Origin of the sequence: Chelatococcus caeni, assembly GCF_014196925.1 — a bacterium.
In the GTDB taxonomy this organism is placed as follows: Bacteria; Pseudomonadota; Alphaproteobacteria; order Rhizobiales; family Beijerinckiaceae; genus Chelatococcus_A; species Chelatococcus_A caeni.
Window position 1 is genome coordinate 241,465 of sequence record NZ_JACIEN010000001.1, and the last position, 24,697, is coordinate 266,161.

Sequence of the window (24,697 nt, forward strand, 5' to 3'; positions counted from 1 at the left end):
AGCGCTCAGAGAACGGCGCGCAGCAGGGCGTCGGCGGCGAGGCCGACGGCGAGGATCAGCCCGGCGTCGCGGTTCGACTTGAAGAGGCTGAGAGCCTTTTGCGGATTGTCGAGCTCGATCGACCGCACCTGCCAGGCCAGATGCAGCGCAAAGGCGCCGACCGCGGCGAAGGCGACGAGCCCGCCGCCGGCAAGATGCGCCGCTAGCCCCACCAGCACCACCGCCGCCGCATAGCACACGGCGACGCCTGTCGCCGCCTCGCTGCCGAAGAGCCGCGCGGAGGACTTGATGCCGGCGATCGGATCGTCCTCGATATCCTGCAGGGCGTAGATCGTGTCGTAGCCCACGGTCCAGGCGATGGCCGCCGCATAGGCGAGATAGGCGGGTGCCGCGAGCGTGCCCGTCACCACCGCCCAGCCGATCAGGCCGCCCCAAGCGAAGGCGAGGCCGAGCACCAGCTGCGGCATCGACATGAAGCGCTTCATGAAGGGATAGACGGCGACAGGGACGAGCGACAGGAAGCCGACGAGGATGGCGAAGCCGTTGAACTGCAGCAGCACGGCGAGCCCCACGAGCGCCTGTAGTGCAAGGAAGGCCGCCGCCGCCGCGGCCTTGACCTGGCCGGAGGGCAGGGGGCGCATCCGCGTGCGCGCCACCTTGGCGTCGAGGTCCCGGTCGACGATGTCGTTGTAGGTCGAGCCGGCGCCGCGCATCGCCACCGCCCCGATGAGGAAGAGGACGGCGTACCAGAGGTTGGGGATGGTGCCCGTGGCGATGGCCGCCAGCATGAGCGACCACCAGCAGGGCAGCAGCAGAAGCCACCAGCCGATCGGTCGGTCGATGCGCGCGAGGCGCAGATAGGGTCGCGATGCTGCCGGTGCGTAGCGGTCCACCCAATTGCCGGCCGCAGCATCGGCGACCGGCTGGTCGAGCGGCTGCGGCGCAGCGGTCATAGGGCGCCTTGGGGAATGCGCATCGGCCCGGTGAGGATGTCGCCACCGCCGCCGCCGAGCAGCCCCTGCTCGCGCGCCTGCTTCTCCATCTGGGCCTGCTTGGCCGCGACGCTGCAGGCCTGGCCGCGCACCTTGGTCACGTTGCCGTGGTCGTTCTTCAGCCCGTCGATGAAGTTCTGCGGGATCTGGCACCAGTCCTTGTTGGCCTCGATCCACTTCATCGTCTCGTTGCCGTTGTTGGCGAGGCGGCCGAGCAGGGCGCAGGCATCCGCGGCCTTGGGCTGCTTGCCGAGCTTGTTGACGCGCTCGACGATCGACTTGCGTTCGTTGAGGAAGCTCGTGATCTGCTCGCAGCCCGAGGCCTGGGCGGCCGCCGGAGAGGCGCCGAGGCCGAGCATGAGCGGGGCACCGACCACTGCGGCGGCCATCATGCCCATCGTGAGACGCGCCCGAAAGCTGCGTGCCATGACTGTCTTCCTTCCCACTGACGGCGGGCCGATCGGATGGGCGCCCCGCCGCGAAAATCCAGCCGTCACCCGGTGGGACGAGCGGACATTGCTGCCGCGTCTCTGGTCCGCCCGCCGGCAGCTTGCCCATAACAGGCAATTGTGGCGGCTTTGCTCACGGGTGGCGTTCAAGCCGACTTATCACGTATTGCTGGGGCTTATCCAGCCGGTGGAGAGCAAAATTGCCTGACATTCCCGTGCGCGCGCCGCGCCTGTTTGTCGATTGTCCGCTCGCCGAGGGGGCCATGGTGCCGCTCGACAAGGCCCAGGCCAACTACATCGGCAACGTGCTCAGGCTCGGCGCCGACGCGGACGTCCTCGTCTTCAACGGGCGCGAGGGGGAATGGCACGCGAAGGTTCTTGCCGGCCGGCGCCGGCCGGAGGCGCTCGCGATCGTCGCCCGCCTGCGGCCCCAGCCGGCGCCGGGCGACCTCCACTATCTCTTCGCGCCCCTGAAGCACGCCCGGCTCGACTACATGGTCCAGAAGGCGGTGGAGATGGGCGCCTCCGCCATCCGCCCGGTGATCACGCGCCACACCCAGGTGAGCCGCGTCAACATCGATCGCATGCGCGCCAACGCCATCGAGGCCGCGGAGCAATGCGGCATCCTCACCCTGCCAGAGATCGCCGAGGAGCAGCCCCTCGCCGCGGCCGTCGCGGCGCTCGCGCCGGAACGGCTCCTCGTCTTCTGCGACGAGGCCGCGCCCCTTGCCGATCCGCTCGCCGCCCTCGCCGGTGCCTCGCGCGGGCCGCTCGCCGTCGTCATCGGCCCGGAGGGCGGCTTTACCGAGGAGGAGCGCGCGCTGATGGCGCGGCGCGAGAACGTGCTAATCCTGTCACTTGGTCCGCGCATCCTCAGGGCAGATACGGCCGCGGTCGCGGCGCTCGCGCTCGTGCAGGCCAGCATCGGCGACTGGACGCCGCGCGCCTGAGGCCGGTTCGCTGGGGATAGGTTCCGGGGGCAGCAGCTCACTCCCGAGAGTTTCCCCATTCCGGATCGACGATGGTGCGATTCGGTTGTCTCGGAAGGACGGGTGGATGGATTGCGGCTACGGCTTCGGCATCGAGGAGGAATATTTCCTGTGCGACGCGCTGTCGCGTGGTCCCCGGCGCAAGTCGACGCGCGCCTTCCTCGACGAATGCAAGGCCAGGATCGGCGAAGCGGTGCACACGGAGATGCTGCAGAGCCAGATCGAGGTCGCGACGCCGCCCTGCACGACGATGGGCGAGGCCCGGGCCGCGCTCGCCGGGCTCCGGCAGGAGCTCGGCGCCCTTGCCCGCAACTACGGCCTCGTTATCGTCGCCTCCGGCACCCATCCCACCGCCGTCTGGGCCCACCAGCGCCATACGGATGCCGAGCGCTACGACCGGCTGATGCGTGACCTGCAGATGCTCGGCACGCGCAACATGCTGTGCGGCCTGCATGTCCACGTGGCGGTCTCGTGCCCGGAGCGGCGCGTGAACCTGATGGGCCGGCTGCTGCCCTTCATGCCGCTGCTGCTCGGCCTCTCGACCTCGTCCCCGTTCTGGCAGGGGCGGCGCACCGGGCTGCTCGGCTATCGGCTCGCCGCCTATCGCGAATTGCCGCGCACCTGGCTGCCGGACCTGTTCGCCGACGCCGCGGACTATCGCCGCTATATCGATGCGCTCGTCGCCGCCGGCGCCATCGCCAACGAGAGCTTCGTCTGGTGGGTGGTGCGCCCGGCGGCCCGGCTCGGCACCCTGGAGCTGCGCGTCAGCGACTGCTGCACCAGCCTCGACGATGCCATCGCCATCGCCGCGCTCTATCGCGCCCTCGTGCGCCATCTCGACCGCAACGAGAGCGTCATGGCAGGCCTGTCCGGAGCCGACCGCGCCATCGCCGCGGAGAACTGCTGGCGCGCGCAGCGCTACGGCGTGCACGGCTCGCTCGTCGACGAGGCCGGCGGCGGCGCCCGCAGCTTCGGCGAGGTGCTGGAGGATGTCATCGCCCGTGTGGCGGAGGATGCCGCGGCCCTCGGCTGCGAGGCCGAGATCGCCCATGCGCGCACCATCGTCAGCCGCGGCACGAGCGCCGACCGGCAGCTCGCGCTCTACCTCGACGGCGTCGGCCGCGGGCTCGACAAGCACGCCGCGCTCGTCGGCGTGGTCGACTGGCTGGCGAGCGAAACGGTGAACGTCGCGCCGGCCTGAGACGGCCCTGCCCAGATCTCGCCACGATTGTTGTGCGGGAGCATTGTCGGGGCCGGACAAGGCGCCTATCTAGAGCCGACCTCGAACCCCAGAGCCGCGTCACCGCGGCGTCTCTTGAGAAAGACAGCGCATGGCTCGCGACGTGTCCGACACCACTCCCATCGGCTCGCGCGACGATCTCGTCGCCTACCTGGAAGCCGGCTGCAAACCGAAGGACGCGTGGCGGATCGGCACGGAACACGAGAAGATTCCCTTCTACACCGCCGACCTGGCGCCGGTGCCCTACGAGGGCGAGCGCGGCGTGCGGCGGCTCCTGGAAGGCATGCAGGGCCTGCTCGGCTGGGAGCCGATCATGGAGGACGACCACCCCATCGGCCTCTACGACGTGACCGGCGGCGGCGCCATCTCGCTCGAGCCCGGCGGGCAGTTCGAGCTCTCCGGCGCGCCGCTCGAGACCGTGCACCAGACCTGCTGCGAGCTGCACGCCCACCTTGCCCAGGTCAAGGAGATCGCGCGCCCGCTCGGCATCGGCTTCCTTGCCCTCGGCATGAGCCCGAAGTGGACGCGGGAGGAGACGCCCGTGATGCCGAAGAGCCGCTACGGCATCATGCGCCGCTACATGCCCGAGGTCGGCAGCCTCGGGCTCGACATGATGTTCCGCACCGCCACCGTGCAGGTGAATCTCGATTTCGGGAGTGAGGCGGACATGGTGAAGAAGCTGCGCGTCGCGCTGGCGCTGCAGCCGCTCGCCACCGCGCTCTTCGCCAATTCACCGTTCACCGAGGGCCGGCCCAACGGCTTCCTCTCCATGCGCTCGCATATCTGGCTCGATACCGACCGCGACCGCACGGGCATGCTGCCCTTCGCCTTCGAGGACGGCATGGGCTTCGAGCGCTATGTCGACTGGGCGCTCGACGTCCCCATGTATTTCGTCAAGCGGGACGACACCTATCACGACGTCGCCGGCGCCTCCTTCCGCGACCTTCTCGCCGGCCGGCTGCCGCAGCTGCCCGGCGAGCGGGCGACGATGTCGGACTGGGCGAACCACCTCTCGACGCTCTTTCCCGAGGTGCGCCTCAAGCGCTTCCTCGAGATGCGCGGCTCCGACGGCGGGCCGACCGGCATGCTCTGCGCCGAGCCGGCCTTCTGGGTCGGCCTGCTCTATGACGAGGACTGCCTGACGGCCGCGTGGGACGTCGTGAAGGGCTGGAGCGCGGCGGACCGGCAGGCGCTGCGCGAGGCAGCCCCGCGCCTCGGCCTTGCCGCGACGATCGCCGGGCGCAGCCTCGCTGAAATTGGCCGCGAGGTGCTGGCCATCGCCCGCACCGGCCTCGCCCGCCGCGGGCGGCTCAATGCGGACGGCCGCGACGAGACGCATTTCCTCGCCCCGCTCGACCGGATCGCCGGGGAAGGGCGTACCCTCGCCGAGGACCTCCTGGCCCGCTACGAGGGCCCCTGGCAGGGCTCGGTCGATCCCGCCTTCTCCGAATACGCCTACTGATCGGGCAGGGGGCCGCGGTCTCTCCCGCGGACCGACCATCAGCGCCGTGCATGGCTTGCATCAGCCCTCCGCATTGGTCGGGCCGTGCGGAGGCCGCTAGCATGGGCGGCGCATGCGGAGCCAGGCCTTGTCTTCCAACGAAACGACCGTTTCCGGCGTGCCGGCGGGCCGCCAGGGGCTCGCGGGCGGCACGCTCGCGCTCTATGCCCTGCTCGTCTTCTGCTGGGGCACGAGCTGGTATGCCATGAAGCTGCAGGTCGGCGTCGTCGCGCCGGAAGTGTCGATCGTCTGGCGCTTCCTCATCGCGGCGCCGGTGATGCTGGCCTGGGCCGCCGCGCGCGGCATGCGCCTTCGCTATCCGCTCGCCGACCACGCCCGCTTCGCGCTGATGGGCGTGCTGATGTTCTCCACGAATTTCATCCTCGCCTATTACGGCGCGGGCCTGCTGACGTCCGGCCTCGTGTCGGTGGTGTTCTCGCTCACCTCCATCATCAATCTCATCCTGGGCGCGCTCCTCCTCGGCCAGCCCATCGAGGGGCGGGTGGCGCTCGCGGCGCTGATGGGGGCGGGCGGCGTCGGCCTGATGTTCCTGCCCGACCTTGCCGCCGCGCAGGGCGCGTCCGGCGTGCTCGCCGGCCTCGGCTTCAGCGCCGCGGCGACCTTGTGCTTCTGCCTCGGCAACATGGTCTCGGCCCGTTTGCAGAAGCGGCGCATCGCCGTCCTGCCCGCCTCGGCCTGGGGCATGTTCTACGGCACCGCCTGGGCGGCCGTCGTCGCCTGGCTGACCGGGGCGACCTTCACGGTGGAATGGACGACGCGCTACCTCGGCTCGCTCGTCTTCCTCAGCCTCTCGGCCACGGTGCTCGCCTTCTTCGCCTATCTCACGCTGCTCGGCCGCATCGGCGCGGCGCGCGCGGGCTACGCGACGGTGATGTTTCCCGTCGTCGCGCTCGGCGTCTCCACCCTGCTCGAGGACTATGTCTGGTCGCTCGCGGCGCTCGCCGGCCTCGTGCTCGTGCTCGCGGGCAATCTCGTCGTGCTGACGCGCCCTGCGCCGCGTTCTTAGGCCATTCTCCGGGGCATTTTCCGCCGAAGCGGATGCCGGTTCGGCGAACCGATATCAGCCATGACCCTTCTGGTGTCGGCCGGCGATCCGCAGCAGCTTGCGGAAACGCGGACACGCGAGATGGGTGGGCGCTGAACATTCCGCGACATGCCTGAGCATGTCGCGGAGGACGGTCAGCTCATGGATCTGCCGGTCGATCTCGCCGGCGCGCGCATGGAGGGCCGCGCGCGGCAGGCTGCTCGCCCCGTTGGCGGCGAACATCGTTGCGATCTCCGCAAGGGAAAAGCCGGCCTTCTTGCCCAGAGCGATCAGCCCCAGCTGCCAGAAGGCCTCGGGCCCGAACTGGCGGCGCAGGCCGCGCCGGCCGATCGAGGTGATCAGGCCTATCTCATCGTAGTAGCGCAAGGTCGAGGCGGGCAGGCCCGAGCGCGCGGCGAGCTCTCCGATGTCCAGAATATCCACACTTGACCTCAAGTGAACTTGAAGTGGCAAGGTGCCATTCGGATGAACGATTGGCAAGGACCGAACCATGGAGAACAACTGCACGCCCGCCATTGCCCCGGCGCATGGACGCGGCCTTGCCGCTCTGGCGCTGGCGATGCTGCTCGCCTCGCTGGGGGTGAGTGTTGCCACGGTCGCGCTGCCGACACTGGCGCGCGACTTCTCGGCGCCGGTGGCGCATGTGCAATGGGTCATTCTGGCCTATCTGCTCGCCGTCACCGTCGCCATCGTCTCGGGAGGCCGATTGGGAGACCTGATCGGCCATCGGCCGGTGCTTCTGGCCGGGCTCGGCGTTTTCGCCGCGGCCTCGGCGGCTTGTGCAGCCGCGCCGACACTCGGTGCGCTGATCGTGGCACGGGCGGCCCAGGGCTTCGGCGGAGCGATCCTGATGGCGCTGCCGATCTCGATCATCCGCGACATGGTGCCGAAGGAGCGGACCGGCGCTGCCATGGGCCTCATGATGACGATGTCGGCGGTCGGCACCGCCCTTGGGCCGTCGCTCGGAGGGCTGATGATCGCCTGGTCGGGATGGCGAGTGGTGTTTCTGGTTCTCGCAATCGTGGGGGCTGCGGTCCTTGTCTTTGCCGTGCGCGGGATTCCGGCGCCTCAATGCGCGGGGCCCAGGGCGCGCGGAAGCCTCGATCTGCCCGGCGCGTTTATTCTGGCGCTCACGCTGACGGCCTATTCGCTGGCCGTCACCGGCGGATCCGACGGGTTTGATGCAAAAAGCGGCGTGCTGCTCCTCGGCGCGGCCGTGGGGGGCGTTGTCTTCGTCGTCATCGAAAGGCGGCGGGACATGCCACTTGTACAGCTCGCCGCACTGCGCAATCGCACGACCTCAGCCGCGCTGCTCATGAACCTCCTCGTGTCGGCCGTGATGATGTCGACGCTCGTCGTCGGGCCGTTCTACCTGACCTTTGCCCTCGGGTTGAACGAGGCCCTCGCCGGCCTGGTGATGGCGGTTGGACCGGTGACGGCCGCGCTGGCCGGTGTTCCGGCCGGGCGCATAACGGACAGGTTCGGGGCGCCGCGGGTGCTGTTGCTCGGGCTGGTGCAGACAACGGCTGGCCTCTTGTGCCTTGCCGTGCTGCCGGCGCTGGTCGGCATCGCGGGATATGTCCTGTCGCTGATGCTGCTGACGCCGGGTTTCCAGCTCTTTCTGGCGGCCAACAATACGTCCGTCATGACGGCGGCTCCCGATAGTGAGCGCGGCATGATCTCCGGCCTGCTGGGGCTGTCGCGCAATCTCGGCTTGATGACCGGGGCGTCGGTCATGGGAGCGGTCTTTGCCCTGGCGGTTGGCCGGCGAGATATTGCCCAGGCTGCGCCCGACGCGATCGGCACCGCATTCTCGGTGGCTTTTCTGGTGGCGGCCGGTCTGACGGTGGTCGCGGCACTCACGGCCCTGCTCGGCCGCCCGTCTTTGGAGCTGCGCGAAACGCAAGCCGAACTGCGCTGATCGCCCCATCCCGGGCTTGTCGCATGATCCCGAACCTTCGGCCGGGATCATGCTTTAACTCCCGGTTCACCCTGGCCGCACATGCGGGGGCGCGCGGCGTCCCCGTTAACCTCCCGGTGAGGCCGCCCCGCCAAGCTGCAGGGCAAATGGAGGCGGTCATGCTGAAGGCGTTTCTGAAGGACGAGAGCGGTTCGACGGCGGTCGAATACGGCCTCATCGCGCTCTTCGTGATGCTGGGCATCGTCGTCAACGCCTCGCTGATCAGCGACAGCCTGTCGCGGATCTTCGCCGAGACCCATTCCGGCCTGATGCAGTAGCGCTCTCTATTCCGCCGCCTGCAGGCGGTTGACGTTGAGGTTGTCGAGGCTCTGGACGATGTGCTCGGCGAGCGCATTGGCGAGCGCCGTCGGGTCGTGATGGTTGCGCACGAGGCCGATCTTGCACGCCGGCAGCGCCGGCATCCCGTCCGAGGGGCCGAGCACCCGCATGCCGGGCCTGACCGCGCTCTCCGGCAGCACGGAGACGGCGAGCCCGGCAAGCACCGCAGCGCCCACGGCCGTCGAGTTCCAGCTTGAATAGAGCACGCGGAAGGGTCGCCCGGCATTTTCGAGCGCCTCGGTCGCGCTCTGCCGCCAGTTGCAGTTCGGCCGCCCGAGGGCGAGCGGGACGGGCGTCTCGTCATGCACGCAGTGGCGCGTCGACGTCACCCAGAGCAACTGCTCGACGCGGATGATCTCGGCCGAATAGTTCTTGCCGTCGACATGGGTGATGATGGCGAGGTCGATGTCGCCGGAATTGACCCGTTCGACCAGCATCGGCGTCGGCTCGCAGACGACCGTCACCTCCACCTTCGGGTTGGAGCGCGAGAACCGCGCCAGGATCTCCGGCAGGTAGCGGTCGGCGTAATCGTCCGGCACGCCGAGCCGCACGCGGCCCGCAAGGTCGACGTCGCCGAAGCTCGCGAGGCACTCCATGTTCAGCCGCACGATGCGGCGGGCATAGTCGAGCAGCCGGTCGCCGTCCTCCGTCAGGCGCGAATAGCGCCCGTCGCGCTCGAAGATGGCCCGCCCGAGCCGCTCCTCCAGGCGCTTCATCTGCATCGACACCGCCGACTGCGTCTTGTGCACCAGATCGGCCGCCTTGGTGAAGGAGCCGGTGTCGGCAATGGCGACGAAGGTGCGCAACTGATCGATGTCGAGCATATGGGCCATGGCGTCGCTCCTCCGTCCGGTTGGTCGATATTCAATCACACCCTGTGATGTTTGCAATCATAAACATTCGTTTCAATGATTGGATGGATTGCGTCATAGTCTCCTCGGGTTCACGCATTCACCGACTGTTCCGCGACGGCGGCCGCCCTTGGAGGGGCGGATCCGCGACGGGCTCCTTTTGCGGGCGGCGGAGCGGCAGCGTGAGCATTCACTGCTGGAGGACGACGATGAGCGAACTGATGACGCCGAAGGGGACTTTCGCCCCGACGAGTGCCCCGACCCTCGGGATCGCCGGCGCGCGTCGCGCCGATCGGAGCCTCTGGGACAGGGTGAAGGCCGCCGCGCGGGCGCTTCTCCATCGCCGGTCGGTCTACCGCCTCGCCGAGCTCGATGACCGCACGCTGAAGGACATCGGCCTCTTGCGGACGGATATCGACAGCGCCCTGGCGGAACCCTTCTACCGGGATCCGACAACCCTTCTCGCCGAGAGGGCCTATCATCGACGTGCGCGTGCACGGACCACGGCTCTGGTGAAGCTCGTGCGCGAGCGGGCGGAGCGAAGCGCCGAAGACGGCAATGCCATGACGGGCGATGCCCCCGATGGCCCCCGTGTAACGGCGCAGATCCACCGCATCACCTGGTCGCGCCTGCAGGGCCGTACCCGCCGGGGCGCCGTCAAGCCCGCCGCCATCCTGCCGCCGGCGGCCGGCGCCTGCTGCTGACGGGCTCTGCCGCGGGCGCTCCGGTCCTCTCCGGGGCGCCCGCCGGCGCGGGGATCACCCGCGGTTCCTGGAGAAGCTGTCGAGAATGGCGCGCATGGTGGCGATCTGCTGCTCCTGGATGTCGCGCCCGGCCTCGAACATCCGGCCGATCGTCTCGCGATCGAACGGCGCTGTGGGCTGCTCCGGTTCGGATGCGGCCCGCTCGGCGCGCGTATCGGCGGCGCCCGCGGGCTTGCCGGCAAGGCCGCCGAGAAAGGCCTGGAACAGCTCTTCGAAGGGGTTGCGTGCCTGGGGCGGGGCGCTCGGCTCCTCGCGCTGCTGAGGCTGCGCCGCAGGCGGGAAGCCGGGCATGCCCGGAAACGCGCCGCGCTGGATCATCTCGCTCAACTGCCCGAAGAGATCGGGGCTGCCGGAGGGCGGGCGTCTCTCGGCCGAGGGCGCCGGCGCGCCGAACATCTTGCCGAACTGCTCCAGGATGCCGCCGAACCCCTGGTTGCTGGCGCCCTTCGCCAGTCCGCCCATCAGCATGGCGGCGAGAATGGGCAGCATCTTCTTGATGATCTCCTGGCTCACGCCGCTGACGGCAGCCGCCTGCGCGGCGACCTGGCGGCTGACGTCCGGCGAGCCGAAGATCTGTGCGAGCACATCGTTGCCCTCGCTGCGGCCTGTGGCAGAGAAGGCCTGCGCCGCATCCTCGAAGGGCGCGCGATAGCGTCCGCCGCCCATGAGGCCGAACATGCCCATGAGGCCGGACGGGTCCTGGCTCGTGCGCTGCAGGCCGACCGTGAAGGCGGGGAGGAGCGCCTCGACGGCCCGCTCGACCTCCTTGTTGGACAGGCCGAACTGCCGGGCGATGTTGTCGAAGGCCGTGCCGCCCTGGGCCGACTGGATGATCTCGAACAGGTTGAACATCGCGCGCTCCTCCCGGTCGCCTCTCGTGGGCGTGGCTGCAGGCTCCGACTCTAGAGGCTATCGCCGGCATCCGATAGACCGGCGTCTGGGCAGGCGGCGGCGTGTCAGATCGCGCTCATTCGAGGAGGGCCATGCGTGCCTCGCGCTCGCGCGGGGGGCTCTCGGCGGGGGCCGCGTCCGGTTCGTACTGGTCGACGATGACGGCATCGGGCAGGTCGCCCCTGCGCGCATTGAAGCGCGGCGTGAACCCCTCGATCAGGATGGCTTCGAAGGAAGCAAGCAGCGTGTTGAGCGTCGCGTCGGGCGCGGAAGGCAGGCCCGTCGGCATGGTCCACACCGGCTTCTGGCGCTGCTCGTCAGACATGCAGGTGAGAGGCAGGCGCTCCGTCTCGAGGAAGCCGAACCACGAGAACAATGACCAGCCATTGCGATAGACGCCGCGGCTGTGCGCGTAGAGCCGGTCGCCGATGGACTGGCCGCCGGTCGAGTTCTTCCGCGTGAGCCCGGCTTGCCCCGCATAGACCGGCTGCAGGGCATCGCTGTAAAGGATGTAGACACCTTTCTGGCGGTAGAAATTCATTTGTATGCGTTCAAGGTCGATGTTGCTTCTCTTGTTCCCCTTGCCGAGCCATCCCTGCGGCTGTCCGAGAAGCTGTCGCCTGTCCCAGTCGACCGCGTCCTTGCGCCAGAAAAGACCATAGAACTTGATGAAAACGTTTAACTTCGTGGCCTCTGTCCGACCATCCGCGCAACTGTGCATCATCTGAAACGACCCACCTCATGCAATCGTGAGGCGTCGAATTTGCCGGCGCGAAGTTAATATCGGGCTCTTGCGTCGCACACCGTGCCCGCTGACGGTTTTTTGGGCACGATTATTGAAATGAGCCTCGCGGCAGGCAGTCGAATCCGCCATCGACAATCCTCGTCGCGCGTTATCGACGGGCAAGAAGCCTGATCGTCCAGAAGGCGGTGAGGATGCCCGCGAGGCCGAAGAAGATCGCGCCGACGGTGACGCCGACGAGGATGCCTTCCGGGCCGCCGAAATGGGCGCCGGCGAGGGCGAAGGGCACCGTGCCGGCGGTCGCCTTGGCCCAGTTGAAGCCGGTCGACATCAGCGGAAAGCCGAGATTGTTGAACGAGGCGTTGGCCACGAACAACAGGCCGTTGAACAGCCACAGGAAGCCGCTGATGACGCAGAAGAAGGCGACGAGCCGCCCCGTCTCCGTGCCGGCGACGTTGAAGAGCACGGGCACGGCATCGCCGATGAGGGCGAGCGTCAGCCCCATGGCGCCGACATAGACGACGACGAGGGACAGGGCGTCGCGCAGGATGCGGCGCATGCGGTCGAAGCGCCGCGCGCCCCAGTTCTGCCCGAGGATGGGCCCGACGGCGCCGGACAGGGCGAAGACGACGCCGAAGCACAGCGGCACCAGGCGGTCGACGATGGCCACCGCCGCCATGGCCTCGTCGCCGAAGCGCGCCATGACGCTCGCGACGAAGGCGTTCGACACCGGCGTCGCCACATTGGCGAGGATGGCCGGCAGCGCGATGGCAAGCATCGGCCTGATGTCGGCGACGACATGGGCGAGCCGCGGCCGCGCGAGGAGGCCGTGGACGTGGCCCGCCCCGTGGAGCCCCACCGCCAGGAAGACGAGGCGCGACAGCGCCGTGGCGGTCGCCGCGCCCTCGACGCCCCAGCCGAGGCCGAGGATGAGGACGGGGTCGGCCACCGCCGTCACGAGCCCGCCCGACAGCGTCACATACATCGAGCGGCGCGCGTCGCCGACGGCGCGCAGCACGCCCGAGAGTGCCATGCCGAGGCCCATGAAGACATTGGCGGGCAGCGCGATCATGAGGAAGCGGATGGCCGCGTCCTGCGCCTCGCCATCGGCGCCGAGCAGGGTGAGCAGGGGTCCGAGGAAGGGCAGGGCGCCGAGGCCGACAAGACCTGCGACGAAGCCCGTCTGCACCATGGCGGAGGCCGCGAGGCGTCGCGCCCGCTCCCGGTCGCGCGCGCCGAGGGCGCGCGACACGAGGGCGCCGACCGCGATCATGAGACCGATGTTGATGGAGGTGGCGAAGAAGAGGACGATGGTGGCGAAGCCGACGCCGGCGGTGAGGGCGGGCTCGCCGAGCCAGGAGATGTAGAGGAGCGACAGGAAGTCGACGACGAAGACCGCGACGAGCCCGACCGCCCCGGCGGCCGTCATCACGAGGACGTGGCGCAGCGTCGAGCCTTGCGTGAACTTTCCGGCTTCGCTGCCCGCGGGTGCCGGACCGGGACCAGCGCCCCCGCGCTGTGCGGCGTCGTCCGTCTTCGGATCGTCGATTCTCACGGACGCGCCTCGGCATCGGCGACGAGGTCGCGCGTCTCGGCGCTGAGGCCGGCCGCCTTGCGCTTCGGCGGCGTCAGCGGCTCGGGCTTCACCTTCGCGCCGTGCAGCAGGTCCTGCCCGCCGAGGAGGCCGTCGCTCCGCTGCAGCACGAGCCGGGCGATGTCGCGCCGGCGCACGTCCTCCGTGACGAGCCGGGCCGCCTCCGCGTCGACCCCGAGTTCCTCGAGCGTGGCGCGGCCGAACTGCAGCGCCGATTCGAAGGTCTCGCGGAGCTGGAAGTCGACCTCCCGGTTCATGAGCGCGATGGCATGCGGCCGGTCGATGGCGCGCACGAAGGTGCGGGCGCGCGGGAATTCTGCATGGACGATCTCGGCGATCTTCAAGGCGGCGGCCGCGTCGTCGACGCAGACGCAGACGAGGTTCGCCGAGCCTGCGCCCGCCGCGCGCAGCACGTCGAGGCGCGTGCCGTCGCCGTAATAGACCTTGAAGCCGAAGCGGGCGGCGCTGCGGATGCTGTCGATGTTGCGGTCGATCACCGTCACGTCGGCCCCGTTGGCGAGCAGCACCTGGTTGACCACCTGGCCGAAGCGGCCGAAGCCGATGACGATGACGCTGCCTCCGGCCTCGCCGGCGGGCAGGTCGTCCGGCGCCGGCTCCTCGCCCGTCGGCCTCTGGGCGAGCCGGCTCTCGATGAACTTGGCGAGCAACGGCCCGAGCAGCATGGTGAGGGCCGCGAGCGCCGTGATGACCTGCACGCGCTCGCCCGTCAGCAGTCCCACCTCGCCGCCCAGCGGCACGAGGACGAAGGAGAACTCGCCCGCCGGGGCGAGCAGGGCGCCGATGCGCAGCGCATCCGGCCAGGAGGAGCCGAAGCCGCGGGCGAGGGCGGCGGCGATGAGGCTCTTGCCGATGACGAGCGCCGGGGCGAGGACGAGGAGCAGCAGCGCGTTCTGCCGCACGTAGTTGGCGTCGAGCGACATGCCGACGCTCATGAAGAAGAGGCCGAGCAGCAGGCCGCGGAAAGGCTCGATGTCGGCCTCGAGCTGGTGGCGGAAGTTCGATTCGGCGAGCAGCACCCCGGCGAGGAACGCGCCCATGGCCATGGACAGGCCGACCTGTTCCATCAGCATGGCGGCGCCGAGCACGACGAGGAGCGCCGCGGCGGTCATGACCTCGCGGCCGCCGCTCGCGGCGAGCAGCCGGAACAGCGGGTTGAGCAGGTAGCGGCCGACGATCACGACGAGCGCGACGGCGGCAAAGGCCCGCGCCGAGGCGCCGGCGGCTCCCGCCAGCGCCTGCCCGCTGCCGAGCGCCTCGGTGTTGGCGAGCAGCGGCACGAGCGCGAGGATCGGGACGATGGACAGGTCCTGGAACAGCAGGATGGAGAAGGTGCGCTGGCCGTAGCGGGTGGCGAGGTCGTGCCGCTCCTCGAGCACCTGCAGCGCGATGGCCGTCGCCGACAGGGACAGCGCGAGCCCGGTGACGATCATGCCCCGCGCGCTGTGGCCGAGCAGGGCGGCAACCGTCGCGACCAATGCGCAGGTGATGACGATCTGCGCCAGCCCCAGGCCGAAGATGTCGCGCCGCATGGCGAAGAGGTTCGATATCTTCAGTTCGAGGCCGATGATGAACAGCAGCAGCACGACGCCGAGCTCGGCGACGCCGCGCACGTTCTCCGCCTCGCCGACGAGGCCCATCACCGACGGGCCGATGACGATGCCGGCGATGAGATAGCCGAGCACGGCGCCGAGCCCGAGCTTGCGGAAGAGCGGCACGGCGATCACCGCCGCCGCGCAGAAGGTCAGGATCGGCGGCAGGAAACTCGCATGTTCGGCGGCGCTGGCGGCCATGGGAAACTCTTGGCTGGCCCGCGGCCGTGGTGATCCGGCCCGATGCGAGCAGAGGCAACTGTCGACCGGCGTCTGGCCAGGCATCCGCAAGGGACCATCGCCGGAGCGGAACTCATGAACAACTAGAGCGCGCCGAGCGCAAGGGGAATGTCGGCGCGGCACGCGTGCCGAGCGAGGCGAACGGACCCGGTCGAGCGCCGGCCGACGCAGCCGAGCGCTCTTCTCCCTCCCCCCACGAAGCGGCGGGGAGGGCAGGGGTGGGGGGCGGTTCCGCCGTCAGGCGGTCATTCGTTTCAGGGCGCCGTTGCCGCCGCGGTCGAAAGGACGGTGCCCGGTCGCACGGCCCCCCACCCCTGGCCCCTCCCCGCCGCAAGCGGGGGGAGGGGAAGCGCCCGGCGGGCTGTGTCCGTCTCGCGGCGGAGGTGTATCCGATGGACGCCCCCCGCTGCCTCGCACTGGCCGACGCAGCCGAGCGCTCTTCTCCCTCCCCCCACGAAGTGGCGGGGAGGGCAGGGGTGGGGGGCGGTTCCGCCGTCAGGCGGTCATTCGTTTCAGGGCGCCGTCGCCGCCGCGGTCGAAAGGATGGCGCCCGGTCGCACGGCCCCCCCACCCCTGGCCCCTCCCCGCCGCAAGCGGGGGGAGGGGAACAGCCCGGCGGGGGCACGTTCGTCTCGTTACAGGCGCATCCGGCCACAAGGCCCCGGTGGCGTTACCTCACACCAGCGCGAGGCGGGAGAGCGCGCGCCGCAGGCCCTCGGCGCCGTCGAAGACGTGGCCTTCGAGGCCGGCCTTCACCGCGCCTGCGACATTCCACGGCTTGTCGTCGGTGAAGAAGGCCTCCTCGGGGGCGACGCCGAATTCGGCGCACAGGCGCCGGTAGATCTCGGGATCGGGCTTCTTCGTGCCGAAGCGGGCCGACACGAACACCCGGTCGTCGACGAGGCGGCGCAGCCCCGGGAAGAGCCGGTCGATCTCCTCGCCGGTGAGGAAGCCGTTGTTGGTGAGCACGGCGACGGTCGCCTTCTCCTTCACGCGGGCGAGCAGCGCCAGGCTGTCGGGGAAGGGCACCATACCGAGGCGGCGCGCCTCCACCCATTCGTCGCGCGTGATGGCATAGCCGAGACGCTCGCCGAAACCGGAAAGATAGGTCTCGGCATCCATCGCCCCGGCATCGGCCCGGTCCTCGAAGCCGCTCGCCCAGATATCCGTCAGGATCTCGTTGATGCTTCGGCCCGACAGGCGCGACAGCTCGGCGAGGCGCCGGTCGCGGTCGTAGTGGCACAGCACGTCGTCCATGTCGAAGATGGCGAGGCGGATGGGGGACGGCATGGCTCGGTCGGATCGTCAGGGGCTGCAGCTTCCGCGCGCGTCGTCGCAGCGGCGATGCCGTTCTTGACATGAGTACCCGCCTGCCGCCACATCCCCCGCACGATCGTGACCGGTGTTTCGATGAGCGTTGCCGAAAAGCCACCCCTGAGCGTGCTGATCTGTGCCCCGCGCGGCTTCTGCGCGGGCGTCGTGCGCGCCATCGATGCCGTCGAGAAGGCGCTCGCCCTCTACGGGCCGCCGGTCTACGTGCGCCACGAGATCGTCCACAACAAATATGTGGTGGAGAGCCTGCGTCGGAAGGGGGCCGTCTTCGTCGACGAGCTCGACGAGATCCCGCCGACGAGCGCGCCCGTCATCTTCTCGGCCCACGGCGTGCCCAAGGCGGTGCCCGAGGATGCCGGGCGGCGCAATTTCTTCGCCATCGATGCCACCTGCCCGCTCGTCACCAAGGTGCACCGCGAGGCGGAGGTGCACTTTCGCCGCGGCCGCCACGTGGTGCTCGTCGGCCATGCCGGCCACCCGGAGGTCGTCGGCACCATGGGCCAGTTGCCCGAAGGCGCGATCTCCCTCGTCGAGACGGTGGCGGATGTCGCGGCCTTCGCGGCCCCCGATGACGGCGCACTCGCCTATGTGACGCAGACGACGCTGTCGGTCGACGACACGCGCGAGATCGTCGAGGCGCTGAAGGCGCGCTTTCCCGCCATCGTCGGCCCGCACAAGGAGGACATCTGCTATGCGACGACCAACCGCCAGGAGGCGGTCAAGCGCGTCGCCCCGCAGGTGGACGCGATGATCGTGGTGGGCTCGCCCAACTCGTCCAACTCGCAGCGCCTGCGCGAGGTGGCCGAGCGCGCCGGCTGCCCGGCCGCGCGCCTCGTGCTGCGCGCCGAGGACATCGACTGGTCGATCTTCGGCAACATCCGCCGCCTCGGCCTCACCGCGGGCGCCTCCGCGCCGGAGGTGCTGGTGGAGGAGATCATCGACGCCTTCGCCGAGCGCTATGCGGTCAGCGTCGAGACCGTCTCGACGGCGGACGAGAGCGTCTTCTTCCCCCTGCCGCGCGAATTGCGCGGGGAAGCGGCGGAGTAGGCGCGTGGCAGTCTATACCGAGGTTGCCGACGAGGAGCTCGCCGCCTTCGTCGCCCGCTACGACATCGGCGCGGTGCTCGCCGTCAAGGGCATCGCCGAGGGGGTCGAGAACTCCAACTTCCTGCTGCACACCGAGCGGGGCTTCTACATCCTCACCCTCTACGAGAAGCGGGTGAGGGAGGAGGACCTGCCCTTCTTCATCGGCCTCATGCGCCACCTCGCCCAGCGCGGCATCACCTGCCCGCAGCCGGTGCTGAACCGGGAGGGGGAGGCGCTCGGCCGCCTCGCCGGGCGGCCCGCGGCCATCGTCACCTTCCTCGACGGCATGTGGGTGAAGCGCCCCACGGCCGGCCATTGCGCGGGTGTCGGCGAGGCGCTGGCGCGCCTGCATCTGGCCGGTGCCGATTTCGCGATGCGGCGCGAGAACGCGCTGTCGCTGCCCGCGTGGCGGCCGCTGTTCATGCAGGCGGACGGGCGGGCCGACACGGTCTCGCCCGGCCTCGCCGCGCGCACGCTTTCGGCCCTCGACGATCTGGAACGCGCCTGGCCGGCGGGCCTGCCGGGCGGCGTCATCCATGCCGATCTCTTCCCGGACAACGTCTTCTTCATCTCCGGCCGGCTGTCCGGCCTCATCGACTTCTACTTCGCCTGCACGGATGCCTTCGCCTACGACCTCGCCATCTGCCTCAACGCCTGGTGCTTCGAGGCGGACGGCTCGTTCAACCTGACGAAGGGTCAGGCGATGCTCACGGCCTATGAGCGCGTGCGTCGGCTCGATGACGCCGAGGTCGCGGCGCTTCCCATCCTGTGCCGGGGCGCCGCCCTGCGCTTCATGCTGACGCGGCTCGTCGACTGGCTCAACGTGCCCCCCGGCGCGCTGGTGAAGCCGAAGGACCCGCTCGAATACGACCGCAAGCTCTCGTTCCACCGCCGCGTCGCGAGCGCGGCCGAATACGGCCTCGCCCGATGACCAGGGAACGCGTGACGATCTATACGGACGGCGCCTGCTCGGGCAATCCGGGCCCCGGCGGCTGGGGCGCGCTCCTCGTCTACCAGGGCAAGGAGAAGGAGCTGTCCGGCGGCGAGCCCGGGACGACCAACAACCGCATGGAGCTGACGGCGGCCATCATGGCGCTCGAAGCCCTGAAGCGCCCCTGCGCGGTCGACCTCTTCACTGATTCGCAATACGTGCGCCACGGCATCACCCAGTGGATGCACGGCTGGAAGGCCCGCGGCTGGAAGACGGCCGACAAGAAGCCGGTGAAGAACGAGGACCTCTGGCGCCGCCTCGACACGGCCCGCCAGCGCCACGACGTCACCTGGCACTGGGTGCGCGGCCACGCCGGCCACCCGGAGAACGAGCGCGTCGACGCCCTCGCGCGCGCCGGCATGGCGCCGTTCAAGGGGCTGGAGCCGGTCCGGCAGTAGTCGGCAGTAGGCAGAGGTTTATCGGTTGGGTGCCTAGGCCCGCGCTGGCGCGCCGCCATTCCCCTCCCCCCGCTTGCGGCGGGGAGGGGCTTGGGGGTGGGGGGCGATCCAGCAGGCAGCCGGCAACCGAATCAGAGAACGAAAGCTGCCAGCTGCTTTCGAGAAGGCTTTTCCGGTCAGACCGATCGATTGCGGTCGGAGCAGCTTCATCGTCCGCTTGCAGACGAAAACCGCCTGCCTGCGCAATCACCCTCCACCCCAACCCTCCCCCACCGCGAGCGGGGGGAGGGAGGCGCGGTGCGCCGGTGGATCGCGCGTCCGCCCCACTGCCCACCATCGACTGCCGACTGTCTTTCCGGTTAGGCAAAAATTGCAGCCCCAAAACGACACATTGCGTCATTAACCACGTTCAACCTCGCCTTTACCGATCATCTGCATGATCCGGTTCGTCAGTAGCGTAACCGGTAAAGACGACATGGGTATTTCGCGTACCGGTGCCGTCGGCGCCGCGCCCCGGATCAAGGTCTCGCGTACCGGGGCGCCCGCGCCGTCGGGTCGGTTGAACAGGGCCACCGTGCCCCTCGATCGGATCATCCTCGACGATTGTCTCGCCGGGCTGCGCAGCCTGCCGGACGAGAGCGTCGACCTCGTCTTCGCCGATCCGCCCTACAACCTCCAGCTCGAGGGGGCGCTGACGCGTCCCGACAACAGCCTCGTCGACGCCGTCGACGACGACTGGGACAAGTTCGCGAGCTTCGCCGAATACGACGCCTTCACGCGCGCCTGGCTCGCCGAGTGCCGGCGCGTGATGAAGCGGAACGCGACGCTCTTCGTCATCGGCTCCTACCACAACATCTTCCGCGTCGGCACGGCGCTGCAGGACATCGGCTACTGGATCCTCAACGACATCGTGTGGCGCAAGGCCAACCCGATGCCGAACTTCCGCGGCCGGCGCTTCACCAATGCGCACGAGACGCTGATCTGGGCGGCGCGCGGGCCCGAAGCGAAGAACTACACCTTCCACTACGAGGCGCTGAAGGCGGGCAACGAAGACACGCAGATGCGCTCGGACTGGTTCATCCCGCTGTGCACCGGCGAGGAGCGCCTGAAGGACGCCGACGGCCGCAAGCTGCACCCGACGCAGAAGCCCGAGGCGCTGCTCGCCCGCGTGCTGCTCGCCGCCACTAATCCCGGCGACGTGGTGCTCGACCCCTTCTTCGGCTCCGGCACGACCGGGGCCGTGGCGAAGAAGCTCGGCCGCCACTTCATCGGCATCGAGCGTGAGCCGGCCTATGCCGCCGCCGCCGAAGCGCGGATCGCCGCGGCGCAGCCCGTCGATGCGGCGGCTTTTGCCGCCGCCCCGGCCAAGCGCACCGAGCCGCGCGTGCCCTTCCTCGCCGCCGTCGAGGCCGGCCTCGTCGCGCCCGGCACCGTGCTGACGGATGTCCGCCGCCGCTGGCGGGCGACGGTGCGCGCCGACGGCACGCTGAGCGTCCCGCCGGCCGTCGGCTCCATCCACAAGATCGGCGCCCTCGTGCAGGGGCTGCCGTCCTGCAACGGCTGGACCTTCTGGCATGCCGAGCAGAACGGCGAACTCGTTGTCATCGATACGTTCCGCAGCGCGCTCAGGGCGGCCATGGCGGAGGCTGCCTGAGGCACCCGGTGCCGGGGCGGCGAGACGCCCGGCACGTCCTGCCCGTTGACATTCCTCCGCCCGCCGCGCACTCCCCGGCCTCATCGTTCGGCTGCCGCCAAGAAGAGGCCCAACAACAGGGTGCCCGGACGCCTGGCAGTGGGGCGGCAGCTGCGGCCGCCATCACAGGGAGGAGAATGGGAATGCTCGCATTTCTCGACGACCTTCTGTGGGGGAAGGTCCTCGTCGTCGGCCTGATTGCCCTCGGCCTCGTCTTCACCGTCGGCTCGCGCTTCGTGCAGTTCCGTTATTTCGGGCGCATGTTCGGCGTGCTCGGCGAGGCGGTGCGCCGGCAGCCCGGGCATCTCAGCTCCTTCCAGGCCCTGATGCTGAGCGTCGCCGGACGCGTCGGCGCCGGCAATATCGCGGGCGTGGCGGTGGCCATCACGCTCGGCGGGCCCGGCGCCATCTTCTGGATGTGGATGGTCGCGCTGATCGGCATGGCGACGAGCTATTTCGAGTGCACGCTCGCCCAGCTCTACAAGCAGCCCGAGCCGGATGGCAGCTATCGCGGCGGGCCGGCCTTCTACATCGCCCGCGGCCTCCGGCAGCGCTGGCTCGCCATGGTCTTCTCGGTGCTGCTGCTCGTCACCTTCGGCTTCGGCTTCAACGCGGTGCAGTCCTACACGGTCGCCACGTCCCTGGCCGATTCGTTCGGCATCGCCCCGCACTGGACCGGGGCGGTGCTGACCGTGGTGCTCGGCACCATCATCTTCGGCGGCGTCAAGCGCATCGCCCAGGTGGCCGACGTGCTGGTGCCGGTGATGGCCGGCGGCTACATCCTGCTCGCGCTCTTCGTGGTCGCGACCCATCTCGGCGACGTGCCCGCCGTCTTCGCGCTCATCGTCAAGAGCGCCTTCGGTCTCGAACCGGCCATCGGCGGAGGCATGGGGGCGGCCATCCTCCTCGGCGTCAAGCGCGGCCTCTTCTCGAACGAGGCGGGGCTCGGCAGCGCGCCGAACGTGGCCGCCGTCGCCCATGTGCCGCACCCGGCCTCGCAGGGCATCGTGCAGGCGTTCAGCGTCTTCATCGACACCGTCGTCATCTGCAGCTGCACCGCCTTCATCATCCTCCTGTCCCCGGCCTTTACTCCGGGCGGGGGGGCGGCGGGCGTCGCGCTCACCCAGCAGGCGGTCGCGGGTTTCGTCGGCGAATGGGGGCGGATCTACGTCAGCATCGCCCTGATGCTCTTCGTCTTCACCTCGATCATCTACAACTACTATCTCGGCGAGACGAGCATCGACTTCTTCTCCGGCAACGACATCGCCGTCTTCACCGTCTTCCGCGTCATGGTGATGGCGCTCGTCTTCTGGGGCTCGGTGCAGGATCTCAGCACCGTCTTCGCCTTCGCCGACATCACCATGGGCCTGCTCGCCGTCGTCAATCTCGTCGCCGTCGCGCTCCTGTTCCGCACCGGCCTGCGCGTCATGCGCGACTACGACCGGCAGATCGCCGAGGGCATCGACAGCCCCGTCTTCGATTCGAGCCGCTTCCCGGATCTCGACATCGACCGCGGGGTCTGGCCGGCGCGCCGCTGATGAGCCACGCCTTTGCCATCGTGGCGCGCGACGATGGCGTTTCAGCAGACTTCCGGAGGCGACGATGACGGCGGAACGGCAGGGCAAGGCACGCATCATCCCCTTCCTGCGCTATCGGGATGCGCAGAAGGCCATCGGCTGGCTGTGCGAGGCCTTCGGCTTTGCCCGCCACGCGGTCTATGAGGATGAGGTCGGCAAGGTCGCCCATGCCGAGCTGTCCTACGACGGCGGCTTCATCATGCTCGGCGAGATGAAGGACGACGCCCTCGGCATGCGCACGCCGGCCGAGCTGGGCGCCGTCAACCAGGGCATCTATGTCGTCGTCGACGATGCCGACGCCCATTATGCCCGCGCGAAGGCGGCGGGCGCGGAGATCGTCCTCGACATCAAGGACCAGCCCTACGGCTCGCGCGAATACACGGCGCGCGACCTCGAAGGGAATCTCTGGAGCTTCGGCACCTACGCGCCGCAGGCGGGGTGACGGAAGACGCGGCGATGCCCTCACGGGCATCGACTTCTTGCGCTGGTTCCCGGCTCTCGCCCGCGCTTCGCGCATGCGGGCCGGGAAACGAAGGCGTGCTTTGAGAGGAACCTCGTTCCCTAGAGGAGCCTCGTTCCCCGGACGCATGGAGCGAAGCGGAATGCGAGCCGGGGTCCAGCGCGCGAAGCCGAGCCGAAGGCTCGCCTTATGTCTATCGCCACGTACTCCGCGCCGATGACGGCGCTCAGCCCCCCAGCGCCTTCTCCAGCACCTTGCGCATGACATTGGGCAGCGCCTCGCCGGCAAGATCGTGCCGGGGCACCCAGCGTCCGCCGGCGGGCGGCGCGGTATCGATGCCGAACGTTGCCGTGAACACGGCGAGCTCCAGCGGGAAATGCGTGAAGACGTGCCGCACGGTGCCCGGCGCGCGGCGCCAGGAGCCCGTCAGCGGCGCATCCTGCAGCGCCTCGCCGATGTCGTAATCGTGCCGCCAGTCGCTCACCGGCACCTCGGCCATGCCGCCGAGCAGGCCCTTCGGCGGCCGCGTGCGCAGGAGGACGTGGCCGTCCGTGCGCAGCGCGACGAAGGCCGCACCACGGCGCAGCCGCCCGGTCGTCTTCGCCTCCTTGCGCGGGAAGGTCTCGGCCGTCCCCTCGGCGCGGGCGCGGCAGGGTAAGGCGAGGGGGCAGAGGACGCAGGCCGGCTTCTTCGGCGTGCAGATGGTGGCGCCGAGGTCCATCAGCGCCTGGGCGAAGTCGCCCGGCCGGCGCTGCGGCACCATCGCGAGCGTCAGTTCCCGGATGAGCGGCTTGGCGCCGGGCAGGGGCTCCGTGACGGCATGGAGGCGGCTCATCACGCGCTCGACATTGCCGTCGACCGCGACCGCGACCTTGTCGAAGGCGATCGCGGCGATCGCCCCGGCCGTATAGGCGCCGATACCCGGCAGGGCGAGCAGCGCCTTCTCCTCTGCGGGAAAGCGTCCGCCGTGCACGGCGACGACCATCTTGGCGCAGGCGTGCAGGTTGCGGGCGCGCGAGTAATAGCCGAGGCCCGCCCAGGCCTGCATCACCGCGTCCTGCGGCGCCTGCGCCAGCGCCTCGACGGTCGGGAAGCGGGCGAGGAAGCGCTCGTAATAGGGCTTCACGGCCGTGACCGTCGTCTGCTGCAGCATGATCTCCGACAGCCAGACGCGGTAAGGATCCGGCGCCTCGCCGGGCAGGGCCCGCCAGGGCAGGGCGCGCCGGTGGCGATCGTACCACGCCAGCAGCCCGGCGGCGCTTTCGGTGCTGTCGGTCTTGGAGGGTGCGTCGAGGACGGATACCATGGCCCCTCTCATAACCGGCCGCCCGCGCGGCGCAAGTATCGGCATCAGATCCCCATGGCGGCTCCCAAGCACCTGTCCGACCTCGTCGAGCGCTGCATCGCGCCTGCGCTCGCCGCGCAGGGCTTCGCCTCCTCGGACATCGTCCTCGCCTGGCCGGAGATCGTCGGCGAGCGCCTTGCCCGCTTTACGGAGCCGATGCGCCTCGAGTGGCCGCGTCGCCACCGCCACATGGCGCCGGACGAGCGCTCCGAGCCGGCGACGCTCGTGGTGCGCGTCGCCTCGAGCTTCGCGCTCGACCTGCAGCACATGGCCCCCGTCGTCGTCGAGCGCGTCAACGCCCATTTCGGCTGGCGCTGCGTCGGCCGCCTCGCCCTCCGCCAGGGACCGATCGCGCGCCCGGCGCCGCGCCGGCCCGCGCCGGCCGTCGACGAGGCGACGCGGGCGAGCGTCGCCCGCGACATCGGCGACGTCGCGGACGAGAAGCTGCGCGAGGCGCTGGAGCGGCTCGGCTGCGCCGTCCTGTCGCAGGGGCGGGACACAAAGGCGTGAAAGCCGGGCGGCCACGTATCTCTTGCCACATTCGCCGCCGTCCTTATGGTGTCGCGACCTTTCGGCCGGGCACCTTC

At 69.7% G+C, this 24,697-nt stretch carries 24 protein-coding genes; 14 read left to right on the forward strand and 10 right to left on the reverse strand.

Annotation, left to right across the window (positions count from 1 at the left end):
* Positions 1–5: 5 nt before the first annotated feature.
* Both ubiA and GGR16_RS01215 read right to left on the reverse strand, forming a co-directional pair.
* Positions 6–953 carry a 4-hydroxybenzoate octaprenyltransferase gene (gene ubiA / locus GGR16_RS01210; RefSeq protein ID WP_019401660.1) on the reverse strand — a complete coding sequence of 316 codons (948 nt, stop codon included), beginning with the start codon at positions 951–953 and terminating at the stop codon, positions 6–8.
* Positions 950–1,420 carry a hypothetical protein gene (locus GGR16_RS01215; RefSeq protein ID WP_019401659.1) on the reverse strand — a complete coding sequence of 157 codons (471 nt, stop codon included), beginning with the start codon at positions 1,418–1,420 and terminating at the stop codon, positions 950–952. The genes ubiA and GGR16_RS01215 overlap by 4 nt, the downstream gene beginning before the upstream one ends.
* Before the next feature lie 221 nt (positions 1,421–1,641).
* Between GGR16_RS01215 and GGR16_RS01220 the strand changes: the two genes are divergently transcribed.
* The 4 genes from GGR16_RS01220 (at position 1,642) to GGR16_RS01235 (ending at position 6,198) form a co-directional block, all read left to right on the forward strand.
* A complete protein-coding gene (locus GGR16_RS01220) occupies positions 1,642–2,391 on the forward strand; it encodes a 16S rRNA (uracil(1498)-N(3))-methyltransferase (RefSeq protein ID WP_019401658.1) in 750 nt (249 codons plus the stop codon).
* Positions 2,392–2,497: 106 nt separating this feature from the next.
* Complete coding sequence (locus GGR16_RS01225; RefSeq protein WP_183315487.1) at positions 2,498–3,631, forward strand: carboxylate-amine ligase; 1,134 nt, start codon at positions 2,498–2,500, stop codon at positions 3,629–3,631.
* Positions 3,632–3,761: 130 nt separating this feature from the next.
* Positions 3,762–5,132 (forward strand): glutamate--cysteine ligase, encoded by a 1,371-nt coding sequence (locus tag GGR16_RS01230; protein ID WP_183315488.1) that lies wholly within the window; start codon positions 3,762–3,764, stop codon positions 5,130–5,132.
* A 127-nt stretch (positions 5,133–5,259) separates the two neighbouring features.
* A complete protein-coding gene (locus GGR16_RS01235) occupies positions 5,260–6,198 on the forward strand; it encodes a DMT family transporter (RefSeq protein WP_246372757.1) in 939 nt (312 codons plus the stop codon).
* Positions 6,199–6,252: 54 nt separating this feature from the next.
* On the opposite strand, the gene GGR16_RS01240 is transcribed toward GGR16_RS01235, so the two are convergent.
* Positions 6,253–6,660, reverse strand: a complete 408-nt coding sequence (locus GGR16_RS01240; protein ID WP_183316290.1) for a MerR family DNA-binding protein — start codon at positions 6,658–6,660, stop codon at positions 6,253–6,255.
* 67 nt (positions 6,661–6,727) lie between these two features.
* Here GGR16_RS01240 and GGR16_RS01245 point away from each other — a divergent pair, with 67 nt between their 5' ends.
* A complete protein-coding gene (locus GGR16_RS01245) occupies positions 6,728–8,158 on the forward strand; it encodes an MFS transporter (RefSeq protein WP_183315489.1) in 1,431 nt (476 codons plus the stop codon).
* 158 nt (positions 8,159–8,316) lie between these two features.
* On the forward strand, positions 8,317–8,475 hold the full coding sequence (locus tag GGR16_RS01250; RefSeq protein ID WP_245258872.1) for a Flp family type IVb pilin: 159 nt from the start codon (positions 8,317–8,319) through the stop codon (positions 8,473–8,475).
* Positions 8,476–8,481: 6 nt separating this feature from the next.
* On the opposite strand, the gene GGR16_RS01255 is transcribed toward GGR16_RS01250, so the two are convergent.
* The gene (locus GGR16_RS01255) at positions 8,482–9,369 is read right to left on the reverse strand and encodes a LysR substrate-binding domain-containing protein (RefSeq protein WP_053193744.1); all 888 of its coding nucleotides are present in this window, start codon (positions 9,367–9,369) and stop codon (positions 8,482–8,484) included.
* 227 nt (positions 9,370–9,596) lie between these two features.
* Here GGR16_RS01255 and GGR16_RS01260 point away from each other — a divergent pair, with 227 nt between their 5' ends.
* Positions 9,597–10,091 carry a DUF1127 domain-containing protein gene (locus GGR16_RS01260; protein ID WP_019401650.1) on the forward strand — a complete coding sequence of 165 codons (495 nt, stop codon included), beginning with the start codon at positions 9,597–9,599 and terminating at the stop codon, positions 10,089–10,091.
* A 54-nt stretch (positions 10,092–10,145) separates the two neighbouring features.
* Here GGR16_RS01260 and GGR16_RS01265 read toward each other — a convergent pair whose 3' ends face one another.
* The 5 genes from GGR16_RS01265 to GGR16_RS01285 all read right to left on the reverse strand — a co-directional run bounded on the left by GGR16_RS01265 (position 10,146) and on the right by GGR16_RS01285 (position 16,518).
* Positions 10,146–11,003, reverse strand: a complete 858-nt coding sequence (locus GGR16_RS01265) for a DUF937 domain-containing protein (protein WP_183315490.1) — start codon at positions 11,001–11,003, stop codon at positions 10,146–10,148.
* Between the two features lie 115 nt (positions 11,004–11,118).
* Positions 11,119–11,583 carry a GIY-YIG nuclease family protein gene (locus GGR16_RS01270; RefSeq protein WP_019401648.1) on the reverse strand — a complete coding sequence of 155 codons (465 nt, stop codon included), beginning with the start codon at positions 11,581–11,583 and terminating at the stop codon, positions 11,119–11,121.
* A gap of 352 nt (positions 11,584–11,935) precedes the next feature.
* Positions 11,936–13,339: an MATE family efflux transporter gene (locus GGR16_RS01275; protein WP_019401647.1), complete on the reverse strand. Its 1,404-nt coding sequence runs from the start codon at positions 13,337–13,339 to the stop codon at positions 11,936–11,938.
* Complete coding sequence (locus GGR16_RS01280) at positions 13,336–15,189, reverse strand: monovalent cation:proton antiporter-2 (CPA2) family protein (protein WP_183315491.1); 1,854 nt, start codon at positions 15,187–15,189, stop codon at positions 13,336–13,338. The genes GGR16_RS01275 and GGR16_RS01280 overlap by 4 nt, the downstream gene beginning before the upstream one ends.
* A 714-nt stretch (positions 15,190–15,903) precedes the next feature.
* The gene (locus tag GGR16_RS01285; protein ID WP_019400892.1) at positions 15,904–16,518 is read right to left on the reverse strand and encodes an HAD family hydrolase; all 615 of its coding nucleotides are present in this window, start codon (positions 16,516–16,518) and stop codon (positions 15,904–15,906) included.
* A 120-nt stretch (positions 16,519–16,638) separates the two neighbouring features.
* Between GGR16_RS01285 and ispH the strand changes: the two genes are divergently transcribed.
* The 6 genes from ispH (at position 16,639) to GGR16_RS01315 (ending at position 22,747) form a co-directional block, all read left to right on the forward strand.
* Positions 16,639–17,607: a 4-hydroxy-3-methylbut-2-enyl diphosphate reductase gene (gene ispH / locus GGR16_RS01290; protein WP_183315492.1), complete on the forward strand. Its 969-nt coding sequence runs from the start codon at positions 16,639–16,641 to the stop codon at positions 17,605–17,607.
* Between the two features lie 4 nt (positions 17,608–17,611).
* Positions 17,612–18,577, forward strand: coding sequence for a homoserine kinase (locus GGR16_RS01295; RefSeq protein ID WP_183315493.1), 966 nt, complete (start codon positions 17,612–17,614; stop codon positions 18,575–18,577).
* Entirely contained in the window at positions 18,574–19,035 is a 462-nt protein-coding gene (rnhA, locus tag GGR16_RS01300) for a ribonuclease HI (protein WP_183315494.1), read from the forward strand. The genes GGR16_RS01295 and rnhA overlap by 4 nt, the downstream gene beginning before the upstream one ends.
* Positions 19,036–19,510: 475 nt before the next feature.
* Positions 19,511–20,689, forward strand: coding sequence for a site-specific DNA-methyltransferase (locus GGR16_RS01305; protein WP_246372761.1), 1,179 nt, complete (start codon positions 19,511–19,513; stop codon positions 20,687–20,689).
* A gap of 182 nt (positions 20,690–20,871) precedes the next feature.
* Positions 20,872–22,266, forward strand: a complete 1,395-nt coding sequence (locus GGR16_RS01310; protein ID WP_183315495.1) for an alanine/glycine:cation symporter family protein — start codon at positions 20,872–20,874, stop codon at positions 22,264–22,266.
* 64 nt (positions 22,267–22,330) lie between these two features.
* Entirely contained in the window at positions 22,331–22,747 is a 417-nt protein-coding gene (locus GGR16_RS01315; protein WP_183315496.1) for a VOC family protein, read from the forward strand.
* 244 nt (positions 22,748–22,991) lie between these two features.
* Here GGR16_RS01315 and mutY read toward each other — a convergent pair whose 3' ends face one another.
* Complete coding sequence (mutY, locus tag GGR16_RS01320; RefSeq protein ID WP_019400899.1) at positions 22,992–24,071, reverse strand: A/G-specific adenine glycosylase; 1,080 nt, start codon at positions 24,069–24,071, stop codon at positions 22,992–22,994.
* A gap of 54 nt (positions 24,072–24,125) precedes the next feature.
* Between mutY and GGR16_RS01325 the strand changes: the two genes are divergently transcribed.
* On the forward strand, positions 24,126–24,620 hold the full coding sequence (locus tag GGR16_RS01325) for a DUF721 domain-containing protein (protein ID WP_053193750.1): 495 nt from the start codon (positions 24,126–24,128) through the stop codon (positions 24,618–24,620).
* Positions 24,621–24,697: the final 77 nt, after the last annotated feature.

What these genes read in the sequence shown, in the direction of transcription:
- ubiA (WP_019401660.1), bottom strand. Translation starts at nt 953, where the DNA reads ATGACCGCTGCGCCGCAGCCGCTCGACCAGCCGGTCGCCGATGCTGCG.
- GGR16_RS01215 (WP_019401659.1), bottom strand. Translation starts at nt 1,420, where the DNA reads ATGGCACGCAGCTTTCGGGCGCGTCTCACGATGGGCATGATGGCCGCC.
- GGR16_RS01225 (WP_183315487.1), top strand. Translation starts at nt 2,498, where the DNA reads ATGGATTGCGGCTACGGCTTCGGCATCGAGGAGGAATATTTCCTGTGC.
- GGR16_RS01230 (WP_183315488.1), top strand. Translation starts at nt 3,762, where the DNA reads ATGGCTCGCGACGTGTCCGACACCACTCCCATCGGCTCGCGCGACGAT.
- GGR16_RS01245 (WP_183315489.1), top strand. Translation starts at nt 6,728, where the DNA reads ATGGAGAACAACTGCACGCCCGCCATTGCCCCGGCGCATGGACGCGGC.
- GGR16_RS01250 (WP_245258872.1), top strand. Translation starts at nt 8,317, where the DNA reads ATGCTGAAGGCGTTTCTGAAGGACGAGAGCGGTTCGACGGCGGTCGAA.
- GGR16_RS01255 (WP_053193744.1), bottom strand. Translation starts at nt 9,369, where the DNA reads ATGGCCCATATGCTCGACATCGATCAGTTGCGCACCTTCGTCGCCATT.
- GGR16_RS01260 (WP_019401650.1), top strand. Translation starts at nt 9,597, where the DNA reads ATGAGCGAACTGATGACGCCGAAGGGGACTTTCGCCCCGACGAGTGCC.
- GGR16_RS01265 (WP_183315490.1), bottom strand. Translation starts at nt 11,003, where the DNA reads ATGTTCAACCTGTTCGAGATCATCCAGTCGGCCCAGGGCGGCACGGCC.
- GGR16_RS01270 (WP_019401648.1), bottom strand. Translation starts at nt 11,583, where the DNA reads ATGAATTTCTACCGCCAGAAAGGTGTCTACATCCTTTACAGCGATGCC.
- GGR16_RS01280 (WP_183315491.1), bottom strand. Translation starts at nt 15,189, where the DNA reads ATGGCCGCCAGCGCCGCCGAACATGCGAGTTTCCTGCCGCCGATCCTG.
- GGR16_RS01285 (WP_019400892.1), bottom strand. Translation starts at nt 16,518, where the DNA reads ATGCCGTCCCCCATCCGCCTCGCCATCTTCGACATGGACGACGTGCTG.
- ispH (WP_183315492.1), top strand. Translation starts at nt 16,639, where the DNA reads ATGAGCGTTGCCGAAAAGCCACCCCTGAGCGTGCTGATCTGTGCCCCG.
- rnhA (WP_183315494.1), top strand. Translation starts at nt 18,574, where the DNA reads ATGACCAGGGAACGCGTGACGATCTATACGGACGGCGCCTGCTCGGGC.
- GGR16_RS01305 (WP_246372761.1), top strand. Translation starts at nt 19,511, where the DNA reads ATGGGTATTTCGCGTACCGGTGCCGTCGGCGCCGCGCCCCGGATCAAG.
- GGR16_RS01310 (WP_183315495.1), top strand. Translation starts at nt 20,872, where the DNA reads ATGCTCGCATTTCTCGACGACCTTCTGTGGGGGAAGGTCCTCGTCGTC.
- GGR16_RS01315 (WP_183315496.1), top strand. Translation starts at nt 22,331, where the DNA reads ATGACGGCGGAACGGCAGGGCAAGGCACGCATCATCCCCTTCCTGCGC.
- mutY (WP_019400899.1), bottom strand. Translation starts at nt 24,071, where the DNA reads ATGGTATCCGTCCTCGACGCACCCTCCAAGACCGACAGCACCGAAAGC.
- GGR16_RS01325 (WP_053193750.1), top strand. Translation starts at nt 24,126, where the DNA reads ATGGCGGCTCCCAAGCACCTGTCCGACCTCGTCGAGCGCTGCATCGCG.